Below are 15,239 nucleotides of genomic sequence, written 5' to 3'. Positions count from 1 at the left end.
TCCCCTATGCGTCACGGGTGATGAGCAGCAGCGCCCGGTCGTCGTTGACGTCCTTGGCGCACGCTTCGATGAGGTGCCACGCCGCGCCCTCGAAGCTGGACGCCACATAGCGGTCGGCCTCGCCGGTGAGCCGGTCGATGCCCTCGGCGATGTCCCGGTCCGCCGCCTCCACCAGGCCGTCGGTGAACAGCATCAGGACGTCACCGGGCCGCAGGGAGCCCTTGACCGGATGGAACTCGGCGCCGTCGTACACGCCGAGCAGCGGGCCCTCCGCGGCCTTCTCCTCCCACCGGCCACTGCCCGCGTGCAGCTGGAGCGCCGGGAGGTGGCCCGCCGACAGCAGCTCGTAGTCGCCCGAGTCCAGGTCCAGCACCAAGTGGATCGAGGTGGCGAAGCCCTCGTCCCAGTCCTGGCGCAGCAGGTAGCCGTTGGCCGCCGGCAGGAAGCCGTGCGGCGGCAGTGAGCCCAGCAGCCCGCCGAAGGCGCCGGACAGCAGCAGGGCGCGGGAGCCCGCGTCCATGCCTTTGCCGGACACGTCGGTGAGGACGACCTCCAGGGTGCGCCCGCCGTGCGTGCGGGCCGCGACGACGAAGTCGCCCGAGAAGGACTGGCCGCCCGCCGGGCGCAGCGCCATCTCGTGGTGCCAGCCCTTGGGCAGCCGGGGCAGGGCGCTCTGCACCCGGATGCGTTCGCGCAGGTCGAACAGCATGGTCCCGCCGCGCCGCCACGGGACGCCGACCCGGGCCCGGAACTGGGCTATCAGCAGCCCGAAGAGTCCGCACGCGGCCACCACCAGAACCGTGCCGGGCGTGACCCGGGCGGCGCCCTCCGGGTAGGGGCCGAGGACGGCGGACTCGACGATCAGGGCGCCCGCGGCTGCCGCGTACAGGGCCAGCAGGCTCGCCGGGCGCAGCAGCAGGCCGCCCGCGACGATGGGCAGGACCAGCGCGGCCGGGGCGGCCCACACCGGGGTGGTGACGGTGAGGAGCGTGATCGCGGGGACGGTGAGCAGCAGGCCCACCAGGGCGATCCAGTCGGAGCCGTCACCACGGAAGTAGTCGACGCCGGATTTGCGCAAGCCGACCTTGACCCGGCGGGCGGACTTCCGCATCCGGGCCAGGTACGCGTCCACTCGTGCGCTACGGGCCATTGGCCTGGACCCTATCCACCCGGTGGGGCCCCGTGCAGGGGGACCCCTGCGACATTGCGTTCGAAATTGAGTCGCCCCGGCACCGGGCGCCTGATACGCATGGCATATGACGACAGAGTTACGTGTGCTCCGGTCAGCCGAATGGGACGCCTGGTACGGGCAGTTGGAGCTGGCCTTCGGCGGGGTGCCGGAGGCTCGGCAGGAACGGGAGCTGTGGGAGGCGCTCACCGAGCACGAGCGCTCGATCGGCGTCTGGGACGGCGACGTGTGCGTCGGTACGGCCGGGGCGTTCACGTTCCGGCTGTCCGTGCCGGGGGGCGCGCTGGTGCCCGCGGCGGGCGTGACGCTGGTGAGTGTGGCGTCGACGCACCGGCGGCGCGGGATCCTCAGGTCGATGATGCGGCGCCAGCTCGACGACGTGTTCGCGTGGGGCGAGCCGCTGGCCGTGCTGACGGCATCGGAACCGGCTATTTACGGGCGATTCGGGTACGGCATCGCCACCCGGCAGCTCCGTGCGGAGATCGATACGGATCGGGTGCGGCTGTCCGTACCGGAGGGGACGGATGACGTAGCCCTGCGGCTCGTCCCGCCCACGGAGGCGAGCGGGGCGTGCGAGGCCGTGTACGCGCGGCTGGTCGCCGGGCGGCCCGGGATGCTCGCCCGCCGCCCCGGCTGGGAGCGGCTGCCGCTGCTGGACCCGCCGGAAACCCGGGACGGCGCGTCACCGCTGCAGTGCGTGCTGGCCGAGCGGGACGGCGAGGCCGTGGGGTTCGCGCTGTACAGCACCAAGCCGGAGTGGGCGGCGGAGGGCCCGAAGGGCACGGTGCTGCTGCGGAGCATGGGCGCGCTGGACCCGGCGGCCTACGCGGCGGTGTGGCGGTTCCTGTGCGGGATCGACCTGATGTCGACGGTCCTGATCCACAACCGCCCGGTGGACGACCCGTGGCAGCACCTGGTGTCCGACATCCGGCGCTGCGGCGTGCGCGTCCGGGACGGGATGCACGTACGCCTGGTGGACGTGGGCGCGGCGCTGGAGGCCCGCACGTACCAGGCGCCGGTGGACGTGGTCCTGGAGGTGGACGACGCCTTCTGCCCGTGGAACACGGGGCGTTGGCGGCTGTCCGGTGACCCCAAGGGCGCGGTGTGTTCCCGTACGAACGACCCCGCGGACCTCGCCCTGTCGGTACGGGAGCTGGGCGCGGCGTACCTGGGCGGTACCTCGCTGGCGTCACTGGCCGGCGCGGGGCTGGTGCGGGAGCTGCGGCAGGGCGCGCTGGCCGAGGCGTCCCTGGCCTTCGGCTCCGCGGTCGCGCCCTGGCTGCCTCACGGCTTCTGACAGGTGGGGCACCAGAAGAGGTTGCGGGCGGCGAGACCGGCGGTGCGGATCTCGCCGCCGCAGATGTGGCAGGGCATGGCCGCCCGGCGGTAGACGTACACCTCACCGCCGTGGTCGTCCACGCGCGGCGGGCGGCCCATGGCCTCGGGGGTGTGCTCGGGACGCACCGTGTCGATGCGGTTGTTGCGCACGCCCTCGCGCATCAGCGCCACGAGGTCGGCCCATATCGCGTCCCACTCCGCCCGGGTGAGGTCCTTTCCCGCGCGGTAGGGATCGATGCCGTGCCGGAAGAGGACCTCTGCGCGGTAGACGTTGCCGACGCCCGCGATGACCTTCTGGTCCATGAGCAGGGCCGCGACGGTGGTGCGGCTCGCGGAGATACGCCGCCACGCCCTGTCCGGGTCGTCGCCGTCGCGCAGCGGGTCCGGCCCCAGGCGCTCGTGTATCGCCCGCTTCTCCGGCTCGGTGATCAGTGCGCAGGTGGTGGGCCCGCGCAGATCCATGTACGCCCCGGCGCCGGCGATCCGCAGCCGCACCGTGTCGGTGGGCGGCGGCGCGGGCGCGTCCCCGAACGCCACCTTGCCGAACAGCCCGAGGTGGATGTGCACCCAGCCGCTGTCCCGAAAACCGAGGAACAGGTGCTTGCCGTGCGCGTCGACGCCGTGGAGGACCTGCCCGTCGAGCAGCGCGGCGCTGTCGGAGAACTTGCCCTGGGGGCTGGTGACGCGGACGGGGTGCCCGCCGAAGCGGGCGAGGTGGTCCTCGGCGAGGCGGTGGATCGTATGCCCTTCGGGCATGGCTGGGCGTCTCCTCGTGTGTGAGTCCCGCACTCGGCGTACCGCCCGGGGTGGGGCTGTGCGGGGTCGCCCCCGCAGAGGTCGGCGGCAACGGAAGGGCTCCCTTGCGCGAGCCCTGAGGCCGCCGGCCTCGAGGAGGTGAGCCCGGAGGGGCCACGCCCCTCACCCACCGGGGGTGGCCGCAGGGCGGGGGGCCGCCCCGTGGGTCACCCGGTCAGGGGCGCCGCCCTGGTGCGAACCGCCGGAAGGCACCGCCCCGTCCCGTTGTGCCCACCCTCCCCCAAGCTCTCGGCTTCGCTCGAGCAGGGGGACCCCCGCCACCCTGCGGGACGACTGCCCACAACGGGGAGGGGCCCCGCGGGGTGGCTGCCCGCAGCGGGGGACCGGCGCCGGGTCAGTCCTGGTGGGGGTGGTGGGCCGGGATCGGGGGGAGCTCGCCGGTGGTCTCGTAGGCCGACAGCATCTCGATGCGGCGCGTGTGACGCTCCTCACCCGAGTACGGGGTGTTCAGGAAGGTCTCCACGAACGTGGTGGACTCCTCCACCGTGTGCATCCGGCCACCGATCGCGACGACGTTCGCGTTGTTGTGCTCGCGGCCGAGCGCGGCGGTCTGCTCGCTCCAGGCCAGCGCGGCCCTCACGCCCTTCACCTTGTTCGCGGCGATCTGCTCACCGTTGCCGGAGCCGCCGATGACGATGCCCAGGCTGTCGGGGTCCGCGGCGGTCTTCTCGGCCGCGCGGAGGCAGAACGGCGGGTAGTCGTCCTGGGCGTCGTAGATGTGGGGACCGCAGTCGACGGGCTCGTGGCCGTGGGCCTTGAGCCACTCGACGAGGTGGTTCTTGAGTTCGAAGCCGGCATGGTCGGAGCCGAGGTACACGCGCATGGGTCCGAGTGTGGCACGCGCGCGGTGCGGGACCGGTCATCGGGGCCCGCGTATCACGATCCGGAATCGGGTCTTTCGGTGCGTCCGGGTCTCGTGCTTGCATGCACGGGCTCGTAACCCGAGTACCGCACAGACGTTAGGAATCGTCCATGACGACGCAGCCGACCCTGCAGAAGGAAGGCGGAAGCACCGGGGAACCCGGTACTCCGCAGTCCTCCGACGGTCTCAAGGCCGGACTCAAGAACCGTCACCTTTCCATGATCGCCATCGGTGGAGTGATCGGCGCCGGCCTGTTCGTCGGGTCCTCCGGCGGCATCGCCAAGGCCGGCCCCGCGATCCTCGTGTCGTACATGCTCGTCGGCGCGATGGTCGTGTTCGTGATGCGCATGCTCGGCGAGATGGCCGCCGCGAGCCCGAACTCGGGCTCGTTCTCCGCGTACGCCGACCGCGCCCTCGGCCGCTGGGCGGGCTTCTCGATCGGCTGGCTGTACTGGTTCTTCTGGGTGGTGGTGCTGGCGGTCGAGGCGACCGCGGGCGCGGTCATCCTGGAGAGCTGGATACCGGCCGTGCCGCAGTGGGCCTGGGCGCTCATCGTGATGGTGGTGCTGACCGCCACCAACCTCGTCTCGGTCGCGTCGTACGGCGAGTTCGAGTTCTGGTTCGCGGGCATCAAGGTCGTCGCCATCGGTGCCTTCGTCGTGATCGGCCTGCTGGCCGTGTTCGGCTTCCTGCCGGGCTCCGACAACCCGGGGGCGGGCTTCGCGCACCTCACGGACGCCGGCGGCTTCATGCCGAACGGCGCGGGCGCCATCCTCACCGGTGTCCTGATGGTCGTCTTCTCCTTCATGGGCAGCGAGATCGTCACCCTGGCCGCCGGTGAGTCCGAGGACCCGCGCCGCGCGGTCACCAAGGCCACCAACAGCGTGATCTGGCGTATCGCCGTCTTCTACCTGGGCTCGATCTTCGTCGTCCTGACCCTCCTGCCCTGGAACGACAAGTCGATCGTCGACAAGGGCTCGTACGTCGCCGCCCTGGACTCCATCGGCATCCCGCACGCCGGCCAGATCATGAACGTGATCGTGCTGACGGCCGTGCTGTCCTGCCTGAACTCGGGCCTGTACACCGCCTCCCGCATGGCGTTCTCGCTGGGCGAGCGCGGTGACGCGCCGAAGGCCTTCGCCAAGGTCAACGCCAAGGGCGTGCCGACCGCCGCGATCCTGGGCTCCGTGGTCTTCGGCTTCGGCGCGGTCTGGGCGAACTACGCGTACAAGGACACGGTCTTCGACTTCCTGCTGAGCTCCTCCGGCGCCGTCGCCCTGTTCGTCTGGCTGGTGATCTGCTTCACCCAGCTCCGGATGCGCGGGATCCTGCTGCGCGAGGTGCCCGAGAAGCTGACGGTGAAGATGTGGCTCTTCCCGTACCTGACGTGGGCGACCGCCGCGATGATCACCTTCGTGCTGGGCTACATGGTCTACGACAAGGACAACCGCGAAGTGGTGCTGTCCTCGATCTTCGTCGCGGTCGTCGTGGTGACGATCGGCGTCGTGCTGGACCGGGCGCGCAAGAAGCAGCTCCGTACCTGACGGTTCCCGTCGGGTATCGCGAAAGGCTCTCCGTCCACACCGCGTGGACGGAGAGCCTTTCGCATGATCAACAGAAGCGACGTCGGCGGGAAGGACGTCAGCGGGGACGGCGTCAGCCCTTCCGGCCGATGACCTTCCACGCCGTGGGCAGCACGCCCATCGCCAGCGCCGCCTTGAGCGCGTCGCCGATCAGGAAGGGCGTCAGGCCCGCGGCCACCGCCTGCGGCAGGCTCATGCCGGTCGCCAGGGCCAGGTACGGCACGCCGACCGCGTAGATGATCAGGGAGCCGAGCGCCATGGTGCCCGCCATGCGCGGCACGGAGCGGTCGGCGCCCCGCCGGGCGAGGGCGCCCACGACGGTGGCGGCGAGCAGCATGCCGAGGATGTAGCCGAGGGACGGCATCGCGTACCCGGACGTGGCCTGGGCGAACCACGGCACGCCGGCCATCCCCGCCGCCGCGTACAGCGCGAGGGAGAGGAAGCCGAGGCGGGCGCCGAGGGCGGTGCCGACGAGCAGGGCGGCGAAGGTCTGTCCGGAGACCGGCACGGGCGAGCCGGGAACCGGCACGGCGATCTGGGCGGCGACACCGGTGAGCACGGCGCCTCCGGCGACGAGCGCGATGTCGCGGACTCGGCTCGCCGGAAGAAGGTCGGCGAGGACCACTCCGTGGCGGATGGGGGCGGCGGCGGTGCTCATCGGGACTCCGGCGGATGTAGGGCGGTTCGGAACAGGCTGACCGTAGCCCACGCGTGAACGCCCGATCACCGTCGGTCGACGACAAAGCCGTTGACCGGGCGTTGGTGGGGTTCACACAAAGAGCTCGGATACGCCACGATCGGCGTGATGCTCGTCACTAGGGATGCCGAGTGGACGGTCCCTTTTGCGCCGGGAGGGCGCGAGCGGAGAGACTGTGGGGTCCTTCCAAATACCTGAGAGTACGAGCGCCATGCACGACGCCCCGCCCACCCCGCTCGCCCCCGCGCCGGAACCCCTGTCGCACGGGCTGAAGCAGCGGCACCTGACGATGCTCGGCCTCGGCGGGGTGATCGGCGCCGGGCTGTTCGTCGGCTCGGGCGCCGGGATCGCGGTCGCGGGGCCGGGGATCGTCCTGTCGTACCTGATCGCCGGAGCGCTCGCGATGCTCGTCATGCGGATGCTCGGGGAGATGTCGGCGGCGATGCCGGCGTCCGGCGCCTTCTCGGTGCACGCGGAGCGGGCGCTGGGCCGGTGGGCCGGGTTCTCGGTCGGCTGGCTGTACTGGTTCCTGCTGGTGGTCGTGCTGGCCGTGGAGGCGACGGGCGCGGCCCGGATCGCGAACGGCTGGGTGCCGGGGGTCCCGCAGTGGACCTGGGTGCTGGTCTTCATGGTGGTGTTCACGGTCGCCAACCTGGCGGCGGTGAAGAACTTCGGTGAGTTCGAGTTCTGGTTCGCCGCGCTCAAGGTCGGCGCGATCGTGCTGTTCCTGGGCCTCGGGGTCCTGGCCATCGGCGGATGGCTGCCGGACACGGAGCCGGTGGGGCTCGCGAACCTGACCGGGCAGGGCGGTTTCCTTCCCAACGGCTGGGACGGGGTCGTCTCCGGGGTGCTCGCGGTGGTGTTCGCGTTCGGCGGCCTGGAGGTGGTGACGATCGCCGCCGCCGAGTCGGAGGACCCGGCCCGCAATGTGGCGCGCGCGGTGCGCAGCGCGGTGTGGCGCATCCTCTTCTTCTACGTCGGTTCGATGCTGGTCATCGTGACGTTGCTGCCGTGGACGTCGATGGAGCCGGGGCAGAGCCCGTACGTGGCCGTGCTGGACGCGATCGGTGTGCCGGGAGCCGGCCAGATCATGAACGTCGTGGTGTTCGTGGCGCTGCTGTCGGCGCTCAACGCGAACCTGTACGGCTCGTCCCGGATGGTCTTCTCGCTCGCGGAGCGGGGCGAGGCGCCGAAGGGGCTGCTCGCGGTGTCGGGCGGCGGGGTGCCGCGCCGGGCGGTGCTGGCGTCGGTGGCGTTCGGCTTCGTCTCCGTACTGCTCAACCTCAAGTGGCCGGACTCGGTCTTCCTCTACATGCTGAACGCGGTCGGGGCGGTGCTGCTGTTCGTCTGGAGCCTGATCGCGGTGTCACAGCTGCGCCTGCGGCGGCGTATCGAGCGCGAGGCGCCCGAGAAGCTGACGCTCCGGATGTGGGGCTTCCCGTGGCTGACGTGGGCGGCACTGGCGGCGATGGCGGCGGTCCTGGTGCTGATGCTGCTGGACGACGGTTCCCGGCCGCAGGTGCTGTGGTCGGGCGCGGCGACGGGAGCGGTGCTCGTGGTGGCGTGGGTAAGGGAGTTGCGCACCCGGCCGGTGTGATGATTATGTGAGTGCTCGTTCACATTGTGTGAGCACGGTGTCCGTATAGCGGGCAGTTGTTCCCTGTGAGCGGTGCGCCCGCCCAGACTGTGCCCCGGCCCGGACTCGTGGGCCGCACACGTACCTCCGCACCCGTCTCAGCTACGGAACAGGGCACGCCCATGTCTCGGACCACCGCGCCCGCCGAGTCGGCTCCGGTCGACTCGCCGCCGGGCGACGCGCCGCTCACGCACGGCCTCAAGCAACGCCACCTGTCGATGATCGCCCTCGGCGGCGTCATCGGCGCCGGACTGTTCGTCGGCTCGGGCCAGGCCATCGCCGCCGCCGGGCCGTCGATCGTCCTGGCGTACGCCATCTCCGGCACCCTCGTCATGCTCGTGATGCGCATGCTGGGCGAGATGTCGGCGGCCAACCCGGCCTCCGGCTCGTTCTCGGTGCACGCCGAGCGGGCCATCGGCCCGTGGGCGGGCTTCACGGCGGGCTGGTCCTTCTGGTTCCTGATGTGTGTGGCGGTCGGCCTGGAGGGCATGGGCGCCGCGCAGATCATGGTGGGCTGGTTCCCCGGCACCGCGGAGTGGGTCTGGGTGGCCCTGTTCATGACGCTGTTCTGCGCCACGAACCTGGCGGCCGTGAAGAACTTCGGTGAGTTCGAGTTCTGGTTCGCCGCGCTCAAGGTCGGCGCGATCGTCCTCTTCCTGGGCATCGGCGTCCTGGCCATCGCGGGCGTCCTGCCCGGCACGGACTCCCCCGGCGCCACCAACCTCACCGGCCACGGCGGCTTCATGCCCAACGGCACGGAGGGCCTGATCGTCGGTCTGCTCGCCTCGGTCTTCGCGTACGGCGGCCTGGAGACGGTCACCATCGCCGCCGCCGAGTCCGAGCACCCGGTCCAGGGCGTCGCCAAGGCCGTGCGTACGGCGATGTGGCGGATCGCGATCTTCTACGTCGGTTCGATGGCCGTCGTCGTGACGCTGCTGCCCTGGACGCACGAGTCGGTCGCCGAGAAGGGCCCGTACGTCGCCACCCTGGACTTCCTGGGCATCCCGGCCGCCGGTCAGATCATGAACGTGGTCGTGCTCGTCGCCCTGCTCTCCGCGATGAACGCCAACATCTACGGCGCCTCCCGCATGGCCTGCTCGCTGGTCGCCCGCGGCCAGGGCCCGAAGCTGCTCGGCCGGATCTCCGGCGGGGTGCCGCGCGTCGCGGTGCTGACGTCGTCGGTGTTCGGCTTCGTGTGCGTGCTGCTCAGCTACTGGCGGCCGGACGACCTCTTCGCCTGGCTGCTCAACATGATCGGCGCGATCATCCTGGTGGTGTGGTTCTTCATCGCCGTGTCGCAACTGGCGCTGCGCCGCCGGCTGGAGCGCGAGGCGCCCGAGAAGCTGGTCGTGAAGATGTGGCTGTACCCGTACCTGACCTGGGTGGCGCTCGCCGGCATGGCTGCGGTCTTCGTCCTGATGGCGCGTGAGCCGGACACCCGCGTGCAGCTCTACTACACGGGCGGCCTGACGCTGTGCCTGGCCGTCGTCGGTTTCGTCCGGCAGAAGCTCGTGGCGGCCAAGTCCGCCTGACCGGTCACCGTGGGGAGCCCTGGCGCGTCACGCGCCGGGGCTCCTCCTTTTGCGCGGTTCCGTGAGGTACGGGAGGTGAAAACCGCCCGCACGGGGCGTGAAGTGACCTGGGCGCGGCCCCGCCGTGGGCCTACCGTCCGGGCCCATGAGACGTCGCTCGGTACTCCTCGCGGCGGGCGCGACCGCCGCCGCCGGCTCCCTGTCCCCCGCTCCCGCCCTCGCCGGGCCCGCAGACGGGCCGCTCGTGATCGGCCACCGGGGCGCGGCCGGCTGGCGCCCCGAACACACGGCCGCCTCGTACACGCTCGCCGTCGAGACCGGCGCCGACTGGATCGAGCCGGACCTCGTCGCCACCCGCGACCACCACCTCGTGGTGCGCCACGAGAACGAGATCTCGGGCACCACGGACGTCGCCCGGCGCCCCGAGTTCGCGGGCCGCCGCACCACGAAGACCGTCGACGGGCGGGCCGTCACCGGCTGGTTCACCGAGGACTTCACCCTCGCGGAGCTGAAGACCCTCCGTGCGGTCGAGCGCCTGCCGCTCGTACGGAACCGGAACACCGTCTTCGACGGGCACCAGCAGGTGATGACCTTTCAGGAGGTCGTCGATCTGGCGCGCCGGCTGTCCCGCCGCCACGGCCGGACCGTCACGGTCTTCCCGGAGACCAAGCACCCGACCTACTTCCGCTCCCTCGGCCTGCCCCTGGAGCCGGTACTGGCCGACGCCGTACGCGAGAGCCGGCTCGGGCCCCGCGAGTGCGTGATCCAGTCCTTCGAGCCGTCCAGCCTGCTGCGGCTCGCCGGGGAGGGGCTGCGCGTCCCGCTGTGGCAGGCCCTCGGCACCAGCGGTGGCCCGTACGGGCACCCCATGACCTACCGGGACATGACGACCCCGTCCGGGCTGCGCGCGATCGCCGCGTACGCCCGGTGGATCGGCCCCGACAAGTCGTCCCTGGTGCCGCCCTCGCCCCTGCTCGCGGACGCCCACGCGGCGGGGCTGAAGGTCGGCGCGTACACCTTCCGGGCCGAGAACCGGTACCTGCCGGCCGAGCTGCGGCGCGGCACCGACCCGGACGCCTTCGGGGACGCCTTCGCCGAGTACGCCCACCATTTCGGCCTCGGGGTGGACGCCGTGGTGACGGACTTCCCGGACCTGGCGGTGATCGCCAGGGACTCGCGTCCTAGGACGAAGGACTGATCAACTCGACGACTTGCTGCTGTTAGCCTGCACTTGCATATAGTTCGCAATAAGCAGCAGCAGTCGGAGGGCTCGGACATGGCGATCTACACACTTCCTGAACTTCCGTACGACTACGCGGAGCTCGAGCCGGTCATCAACCCGCAGATCATCGAGCTGCACCACGACAAGCACCACGCGGCCTACGTCAAAGGCGCGAACGACACGCTGGAGCAGCTGGAAGAGGCCCGCGACAAGGAGCAGTGGGGCTCCATCAACGGCCTGGAGAAGAACCTCGCGTTCCACCTCTCCGGCCACATCCTGCACTCCATCTACTGGCACAACATGACGGGCAAGAAGAACGGCGGTGGCGGCGAGCCGCTGGCGGCGGACGGCGTGGGCGAACTCGCCGACGCGATCGCCGCGTCGTTCGGCTCCTTCGCCAAGTTCAAGACCCAGCTGTCCAAGGCCGCGGCGACCACCCAGGGCTCGGGCTGGGGCGTACTGGCCTACGAGCCGGTCAGCGGCCGCCTCATCGTCGAACAGGTCTACGACCACCAGGGCAACGTCGGCCAGGGCTCGGTGCCGATCCTGGTCTTCGACGCCTGGGAGCACGCCTTCTACCTGCAGTACAAGAACCAGAAGGTGGACTTCATCGAGGCCATGTGGGAGGTCGTCAACTGGCAGGACGTGGCCCGGCGCTACGCCGGCGCCAAGGAGCGCACGCCGCTGATCGCGCCCTGACGACGGCGCCGTGAAACGTCCTGCTCGTGATCGTCTTCTCAACCTTCACCGGGCAGGCGGATGGAGGAAGGCCCCCCGCGAGGACAGGACTCGCGGGGGGCCTTCTGTACGCGGGCGGGTGCTAGAGGTTGCTGAAATCGGGGCCCTGCGTACGGGTGCGCTTGATCTCGTAGAACCCGGGGATCGACGCCACCATCAGCGTGCCGTCCCACAGGCGGGCCGCCTCCTCGCCCTTCGGGGCGGGGGTGACCACCGGTCCGAAGAAGGCGATCTGCTCGCCGTCCGGGCCGGGCACCGCGATGACCGGGGTGCCGACCTCCTGGCCGACCTTGCTGATGCCCTCGTTGTGCGAGGCCCGCAGCTCGGCGTCGTAGGTGTCCTTGCCGGCGTACTCGGCGAGGGACACCGGCAGGCCGACGTCCTCCAGCGCCTCGCGGATCGCCGTGTGGGTCGGGCCCTCGCCCTTGTTGTGGAAACGGGTGCCGAGCGCGGTGTAGAGCTTGCCGACCACCTCGTCGCCGTGCAGCTGCTGGGCGGCGATGACGACCCGGACCGGTCCCCACGCCTGGGTCTCCAGCATCTCGCGGTACTCCGGCGGGACCTGGTCCAGCTTGTCCTCGTTGAGGACGGCGAGGCTCATCACGTGCCAGCGCACGTCGACCGGGCGGACCTTCTCGACCTCCAGCATCCAGCGGGAGGTCATCCACGCCCAGGGACACAGAGGGTCGAACCAGAAGTCGGCGGTGGTCCTGCTCTCGGACATGTCACTCCTCATGGTCTGCACTCGTGATCGGCCGTGCTCATCCCCGGTCCCAACGCGGGCGGCGGCCCGGTCATTCCCGCGTGCTGCCCGCGTCAGTGCCGCATGGGAGGATCGCTCCGGTACCAACGAGCCACGAAGGAGTGCCGCCCGTGCCCGGTGAGAATCTGTCCCGCGACGAGGCCCGTGAGCGGGCCGAGCTGCTGTCCGTCGACGGGTACGAGGTCGCCCTCGACCTGCGGTCCGCCGTCGGGGAGAGCGAGTCGGAGCGGCGCACGTTCCGTTCGCTGACGACCATCCGGTTCCGCCGTGTCGCGCCGGGGTCGGCGACGTTCGTGGACCTGATCGCCCCGTCGGTGAACGCGGTGACGCTCAACGGGCGGGAGCTGGACCCGGCGGCCGTCTTCGACGGGTCCCGGATCGCGCTGGACGGCCTGGCGGACGAGAACGTGCTGGTGGTGGACGCGCAGTGCGCGTACAGCCGGACCGGCGAGGGCCTGCACCGGTTCGTCGACCCGGAGGACGGCGAGGTCTACCTCTACACGCAGTACGAGCCGGCCGACGCGCGGCGCGTGTTCGCGAACTTCGAACAGCCCGACCTGAAAGCGCCGTTCCGGTTCGAGGTGACGGCTCCCGAGGGCTGGACGGTGTGGAGCAACGGCGCGGAGGAGTCGCGCGAGGGAGGCGTCTGGCGCTTCGCGGAGACCGCGCCGATCTCGACGTACATCACCTGTGTCGTGGCCGGTCCGTACCACCGCGTGACGGACACCTACCGGCGTGGTGAGCTGGAGATCCCGCTGGGCGCGATGTGCCGCAGGAGCCTGGCGAAGCACTTCGACGCGGACGACGTCTTCCTGGTCACCAAGCAGGGCTTCGACTTCTTCCACGACAACTTCGCCTACCCCTACCCCTTCGGGAAGTACGACCAGGCTTTCGTGCCCGAGTACAACCTGGGCGCCATGGAGAACCCGGGCATGGTGACCTTCCGCGAGGAGTACATCTACCGCGGCAAGGTGACGCAGGCGGCGTACGAGCGCCGGGCGAACGTCGTCCTGCACGAGATGGCGCACATGTGGTTCGGCGACCTGGTCACCATGAAGTGGTGGGACGACCTGTGGCTGAAGGAGTCCTTCGCGGACTTCATGGGTTCCTTCTCGCTGGCCGAGGCCACCCGCTTCACCAACAGCTGGGTGACCTTCGCCAACAGCCGCAAGGCATGGGCGTACCGGGCGGACCAGCTTCCCTCGACGCATCCGGTCACGGCCGACATCCGTGACCTGGAGGACGCCAAGCTGAACTTCGACGGGATCACGTACGCCAAGGGCGCCGCGGTGCTCAAGCAGTTGGTGGCCTACGCGGGCCGGGACGCGTTCATGGAGGGCGCCCGCCGGTACTTCAAGCGGCACGCGTACGGGAACACGCGCCTGGGCGACCTGCTGTCGGTGCTGGAGGAGACGTCGGGGCGCGACATGAAGGCCTGGTCCCGGTCCTGGCTGGAGACGTCGGGCGTCAACGTCCTCGCGCCGGTCGTCTCGTACGACGCGGACGGCCGCGTGTCCGAGCTCGCCGTGCTCCAGGAGGGCGGGGAGCTGCGGCCGCACCGGGTGGCGGTGGGCCTGTACCGGCTGTCGCCGGAGGGCGAGCTGGTGCGGTACGCCCGTGCCGAGGTGGACGTCACGGGTGAGCGGACCGTGGTGGAGGAGCTGGCGGGGGCGGAACGCCCGGCGCTGGTGCTGGTCAACGACGACGACCTCACCTACTGCAAGGTCCGCTTCGACGAGGCCTCCCTCGACACGCTGCGGGCCCACCTGGGCGACCTGAAGGACCCGCTCGCGCGGGCGCTGTGCTGGTCGGCGCTGTGGAACCTGACGCGGGACGCGCTGCTGCCGGCGCGGGACTTCGTGTCCCTGGTGCTGACGTTCGCCGGGCGCGAGTCCGAGATCGGGGTGCTGCAGATGCTGCACGCCTGGGCGCGGACCGCGCTGGTCCACTACGCGGCGCCCCAGTGGCGCGAGGAGGGCGGCAGGCTGCTGGCCGAGGGCGCCCTCGCGGAGCTGCGTGCCGCGGAGCCGGGCAGTGAGCACCAGCTGACATGGGCGCGGTTCTTCGCGGCGACGGCCACGGGTGCCGCCGACTTCGCCCTCCTGGAGGGGCTGCTGGACGGCACGGCGAAGATCGACGGCCTGGACGTGGACCAGGAGCTGCGCTGGTCGTTCCTGGAGGCGCTGGCCGCGCACGGCCGCGCGGACGAGGCGGTGATCGGGGCGGAGCTGGCGCGCGACGACACCGCGTCCGGCAAGCGCCACCAGGTGCGCTGCCTGGCGGCCCGCCCGTCGGAGGCGGTCAAGGCGCAGGCCTGGGCGCAGGTCGTCGAGTCGGACGCCCTGTCGAACGCGCTGGTGGAGGCGACGATCGCGGGCTTCGGCCAGGCGTCGCAGCGGGCGCTGGTCGCTCCGTACGCGCCGAAGTACTTCGACGCGATCGAGCGCGTGTGGGCCGAGCGGTCCATCCAGATCGGCATGGACGTGGTGCGGGGCCTGTTCCCGTCCCTCCAGGACGACCCCTCGACCCTGGAGGCCACCGACGCGTGGCTCGCCGCCCATGAGTCGGCCGCCCCCGCGCTGCGCCGCCTGGTCCTGGAGTCCCGCGACGACCTGGCCCGCGCCCTTCGCGCCCAGGCCCGCGACGCGTCGGCGGGCTGACGCCCGGAGGGCCCGGCCGGAACCCACGGCCGGACGCCCCGGCTCCCGGCCGCGGCGAGCCCGCCGGGAGGCACGGTGAACCCCGGCCGGGAGTCACGGTGAACCCCGGCAGGGAGTCACGGTGCCGCCCCGGCTCGGGGCCGAGGCCGGGCGCCCCGGCGGCTCTCGGCGGTTCTCGGCGGTTCACCGGCGGATCTTCGGGC

At 71.2% G+C, this 15,239-nt stretch carries 12 protein-coding genes; 7 read left to right on the top strand and 5 right to left on the bottom strand.

What is annotated here, in order from left to right:
• Positions 1 to 4 precede the first annotated feature (4 nt).
• Positions 5 to 1,150 carry a SpoIIE family protein phosphatase gene (locus ACZ6C1_RS12455; RefSeq protein WP_469240224.1) on the bottom strand — a complete coding sequence of 382 codons (1,146 nt, stop codon included), beginning with the start codon at positions 1,148 to 1,150 and terminating at the stop codon, positions 5 to 7.
• 106 nt (positions 1,151 to 1,256) lie between these two features.
• Here ACZ6C1_RS12455 and ACZ6C1_RS12450 point away from each other — a divergent pair, with 106 nt between their 5' ends.
• Positions 1,257 to 2,486 carry a GNAT family N-acetyltransferase gene (locus ACZ6C1_RS12450; RefSeq protein ID WP_469240223.1) on the top strand — a complete coding sequence of 410 codons (1,230 nt, stop codon included), beginning with the start codon at positions 1,257 to 1,259 and terminating at the stop codon, positions 2,484 to 2,486.
• Here ACZ6C1_RS12450 and ACZ6C1_RS12445 read toward each other — a convergent pair.
• Both ACZ6C1_RS12445 and ACZ6C1_RS12440 read right to left on the bottom strand, forming a co-directional pair.
• Complete coding sequence (locus ACZ6C1_RS12445) at positions 2,474 to 3,283, bottom strand: Fpg/Nei family DNA glycosylase (RefSeq protein ID WP_469240222.1); 810 nt, start codon at positions 3,281 to 3,283, stop codon at positions 2,474 to 2,476. The two genes, ACZ6C1_RS12450 and ACZ6C1_RS12445, sit on opposite strands and share 13 nt — an antisense overlap.
• Positions 3,284 to 3,677: 394 nt before the next feature.
• The gene (locus ACZ6C1_RS12440; RefSeq protein WP_469240221.1) at positions 3,678 to 4,166 is read right to left on the bottom strand and encodes a ribose-5-phosphate isomerase; all 489 of its coding nucleotides are present in this window, start codon (positions 4,164 to 4,166) and stop codon (positions 3,678 to 3,680) included.
• A gap of 149 nt (positions 4,167 to 4,315) precedes the next feature.
• Between ACZ6C1_RS12440 and ACZ6C1_RS12435 the strand changes: the two genes are divergently transcribed.
• The gene (locus tag ACZ6C1_RS12435; RefSeq protein ID WP_469240220.1) at positions 4,316 to 5,749 is read left to right on the top strand and encodes an amino acid permease; all 1,434 of its coding nucleotides are present in this window, start codon (positions 4,316 to 4,318) and stop codon (positions 5,747 to 5,749) included.
• A gap of 112 nt (positions 5,750 to 5,861) precedes the next feature.
• Here ACZ6C1_RS12435 and ACZ6C1_RS12430 read toward each other — a convergent pair whose 3' ends face one another.
• The gene (locus tag ACZ6C1_RS12430) at positions 5,862 to 6,446 is read right to left on the bottom strand and encodes a biotin transporter BioY (RefSeq protein ID WP_469240219.1); all 585 of its coding nucleotides are present in this window, start codon (positions 6,444 to 6,446) and stop codon (positions 5,862 to 5,864) included.
• A 250-nt stretch (positions 6,447 to 6,696) separates the two neighbouring features.
• On the opposite strand from ACZ6C1_RS12430, the gene ACZ6C1_RS12425 reads away from it, so the two are divergent.
• From ACZ6C1_RS12425 to ACZ6C1_RS12410, 4 genes are all read left to right on the top strand, one after another.
• Positions 6,697 to 8,082 (top strand): amino acid permease, encoded by a 1,386-nt coding sequence (locus tag ACZ6C1_RS12425; RefSeq protein WP_469240218.1) that lies wholly within the window; start codon positions 6,697 to 6,699, stop codon positions 8,080 to 8,082.
• Between the two features lie 161 nt (positions 8,083 to 8,243).
• On the top strand, positions 8,244 to 9,653 hold the full coding sequence (locus ACZ6C1_RS12420; protein WP_469240217.1) for an amino acid permease: 1,410 nt from the start codon (positions 8,244 to 8,246) through the stop codon (positions 9,651 to 9,653).
• 145 nt (positions 9,654 to 9,798) lie between these two features.
• Entirely contained in the window at positions 9,799 to 10,851 is a 1,053-nt protein-coding gene (locus ACZ6C1_RS12415; protein ID WP_469240216.1) for a glycerophosphodiester phosphodiesterase family protein, read from the top strand.
• Between the two features lie 78 nt (positions 10,852 to 10,929).
• Entirely contained in the window at positions 10,930 to 11,574 is a 645-nt protein-coding gene (locus ACZ6C1_RS12410; protein ID WP_469240215.1) for a superoxide dismutase, read from the top strand.
• Positions 11,575 to 11,695: 121 nt separating this feature from the next.
• On the opposite strand, the gene ACZ6C1_RS12405 is transcribed toward ACZ6C1_RS12410, so the two are convergent.
• Complete coding sequence (locus ACZ6C1_RS12405) at positions 11,696 to 12,337, bottom strand: mycothiol-dependent nitroreductase Rv2466c family protein (RefSeq protein WP_469240214.1); 642 nt, start codon at positions 12,335 to 12,337, stop codon at positions 11,696 to 11,698.
• A gap of 149 nt (positions 12,338 to 12,486) precedes the next feature.
• Between ACZ6C1_RS12405 and pepN the strand changes: the two genes are divergently transcribed.
• On the top strand, positions 12,487 to 15,036 hold the full coding sequence (gene pepN / locus ACZ6C1_RS12400) for an aminopeptidase N (RefSeq protein ID WP_469240213.1): 2,550 nt from the start codon (positions 12,487 to 12,489) through the stop codon (positions 15,034 to 15,036).
• Positions 15,037 to 15,239 lie beyond the last annotated feature (203 nt).

The organism is Streptomyces sp. NPDC041796 (genome assembly GCF_055590785.1).
Note: the sequence above shows the minus strand (reverse complement) of the source record. Positions and strands in the feature narration are given on the sequence as shown.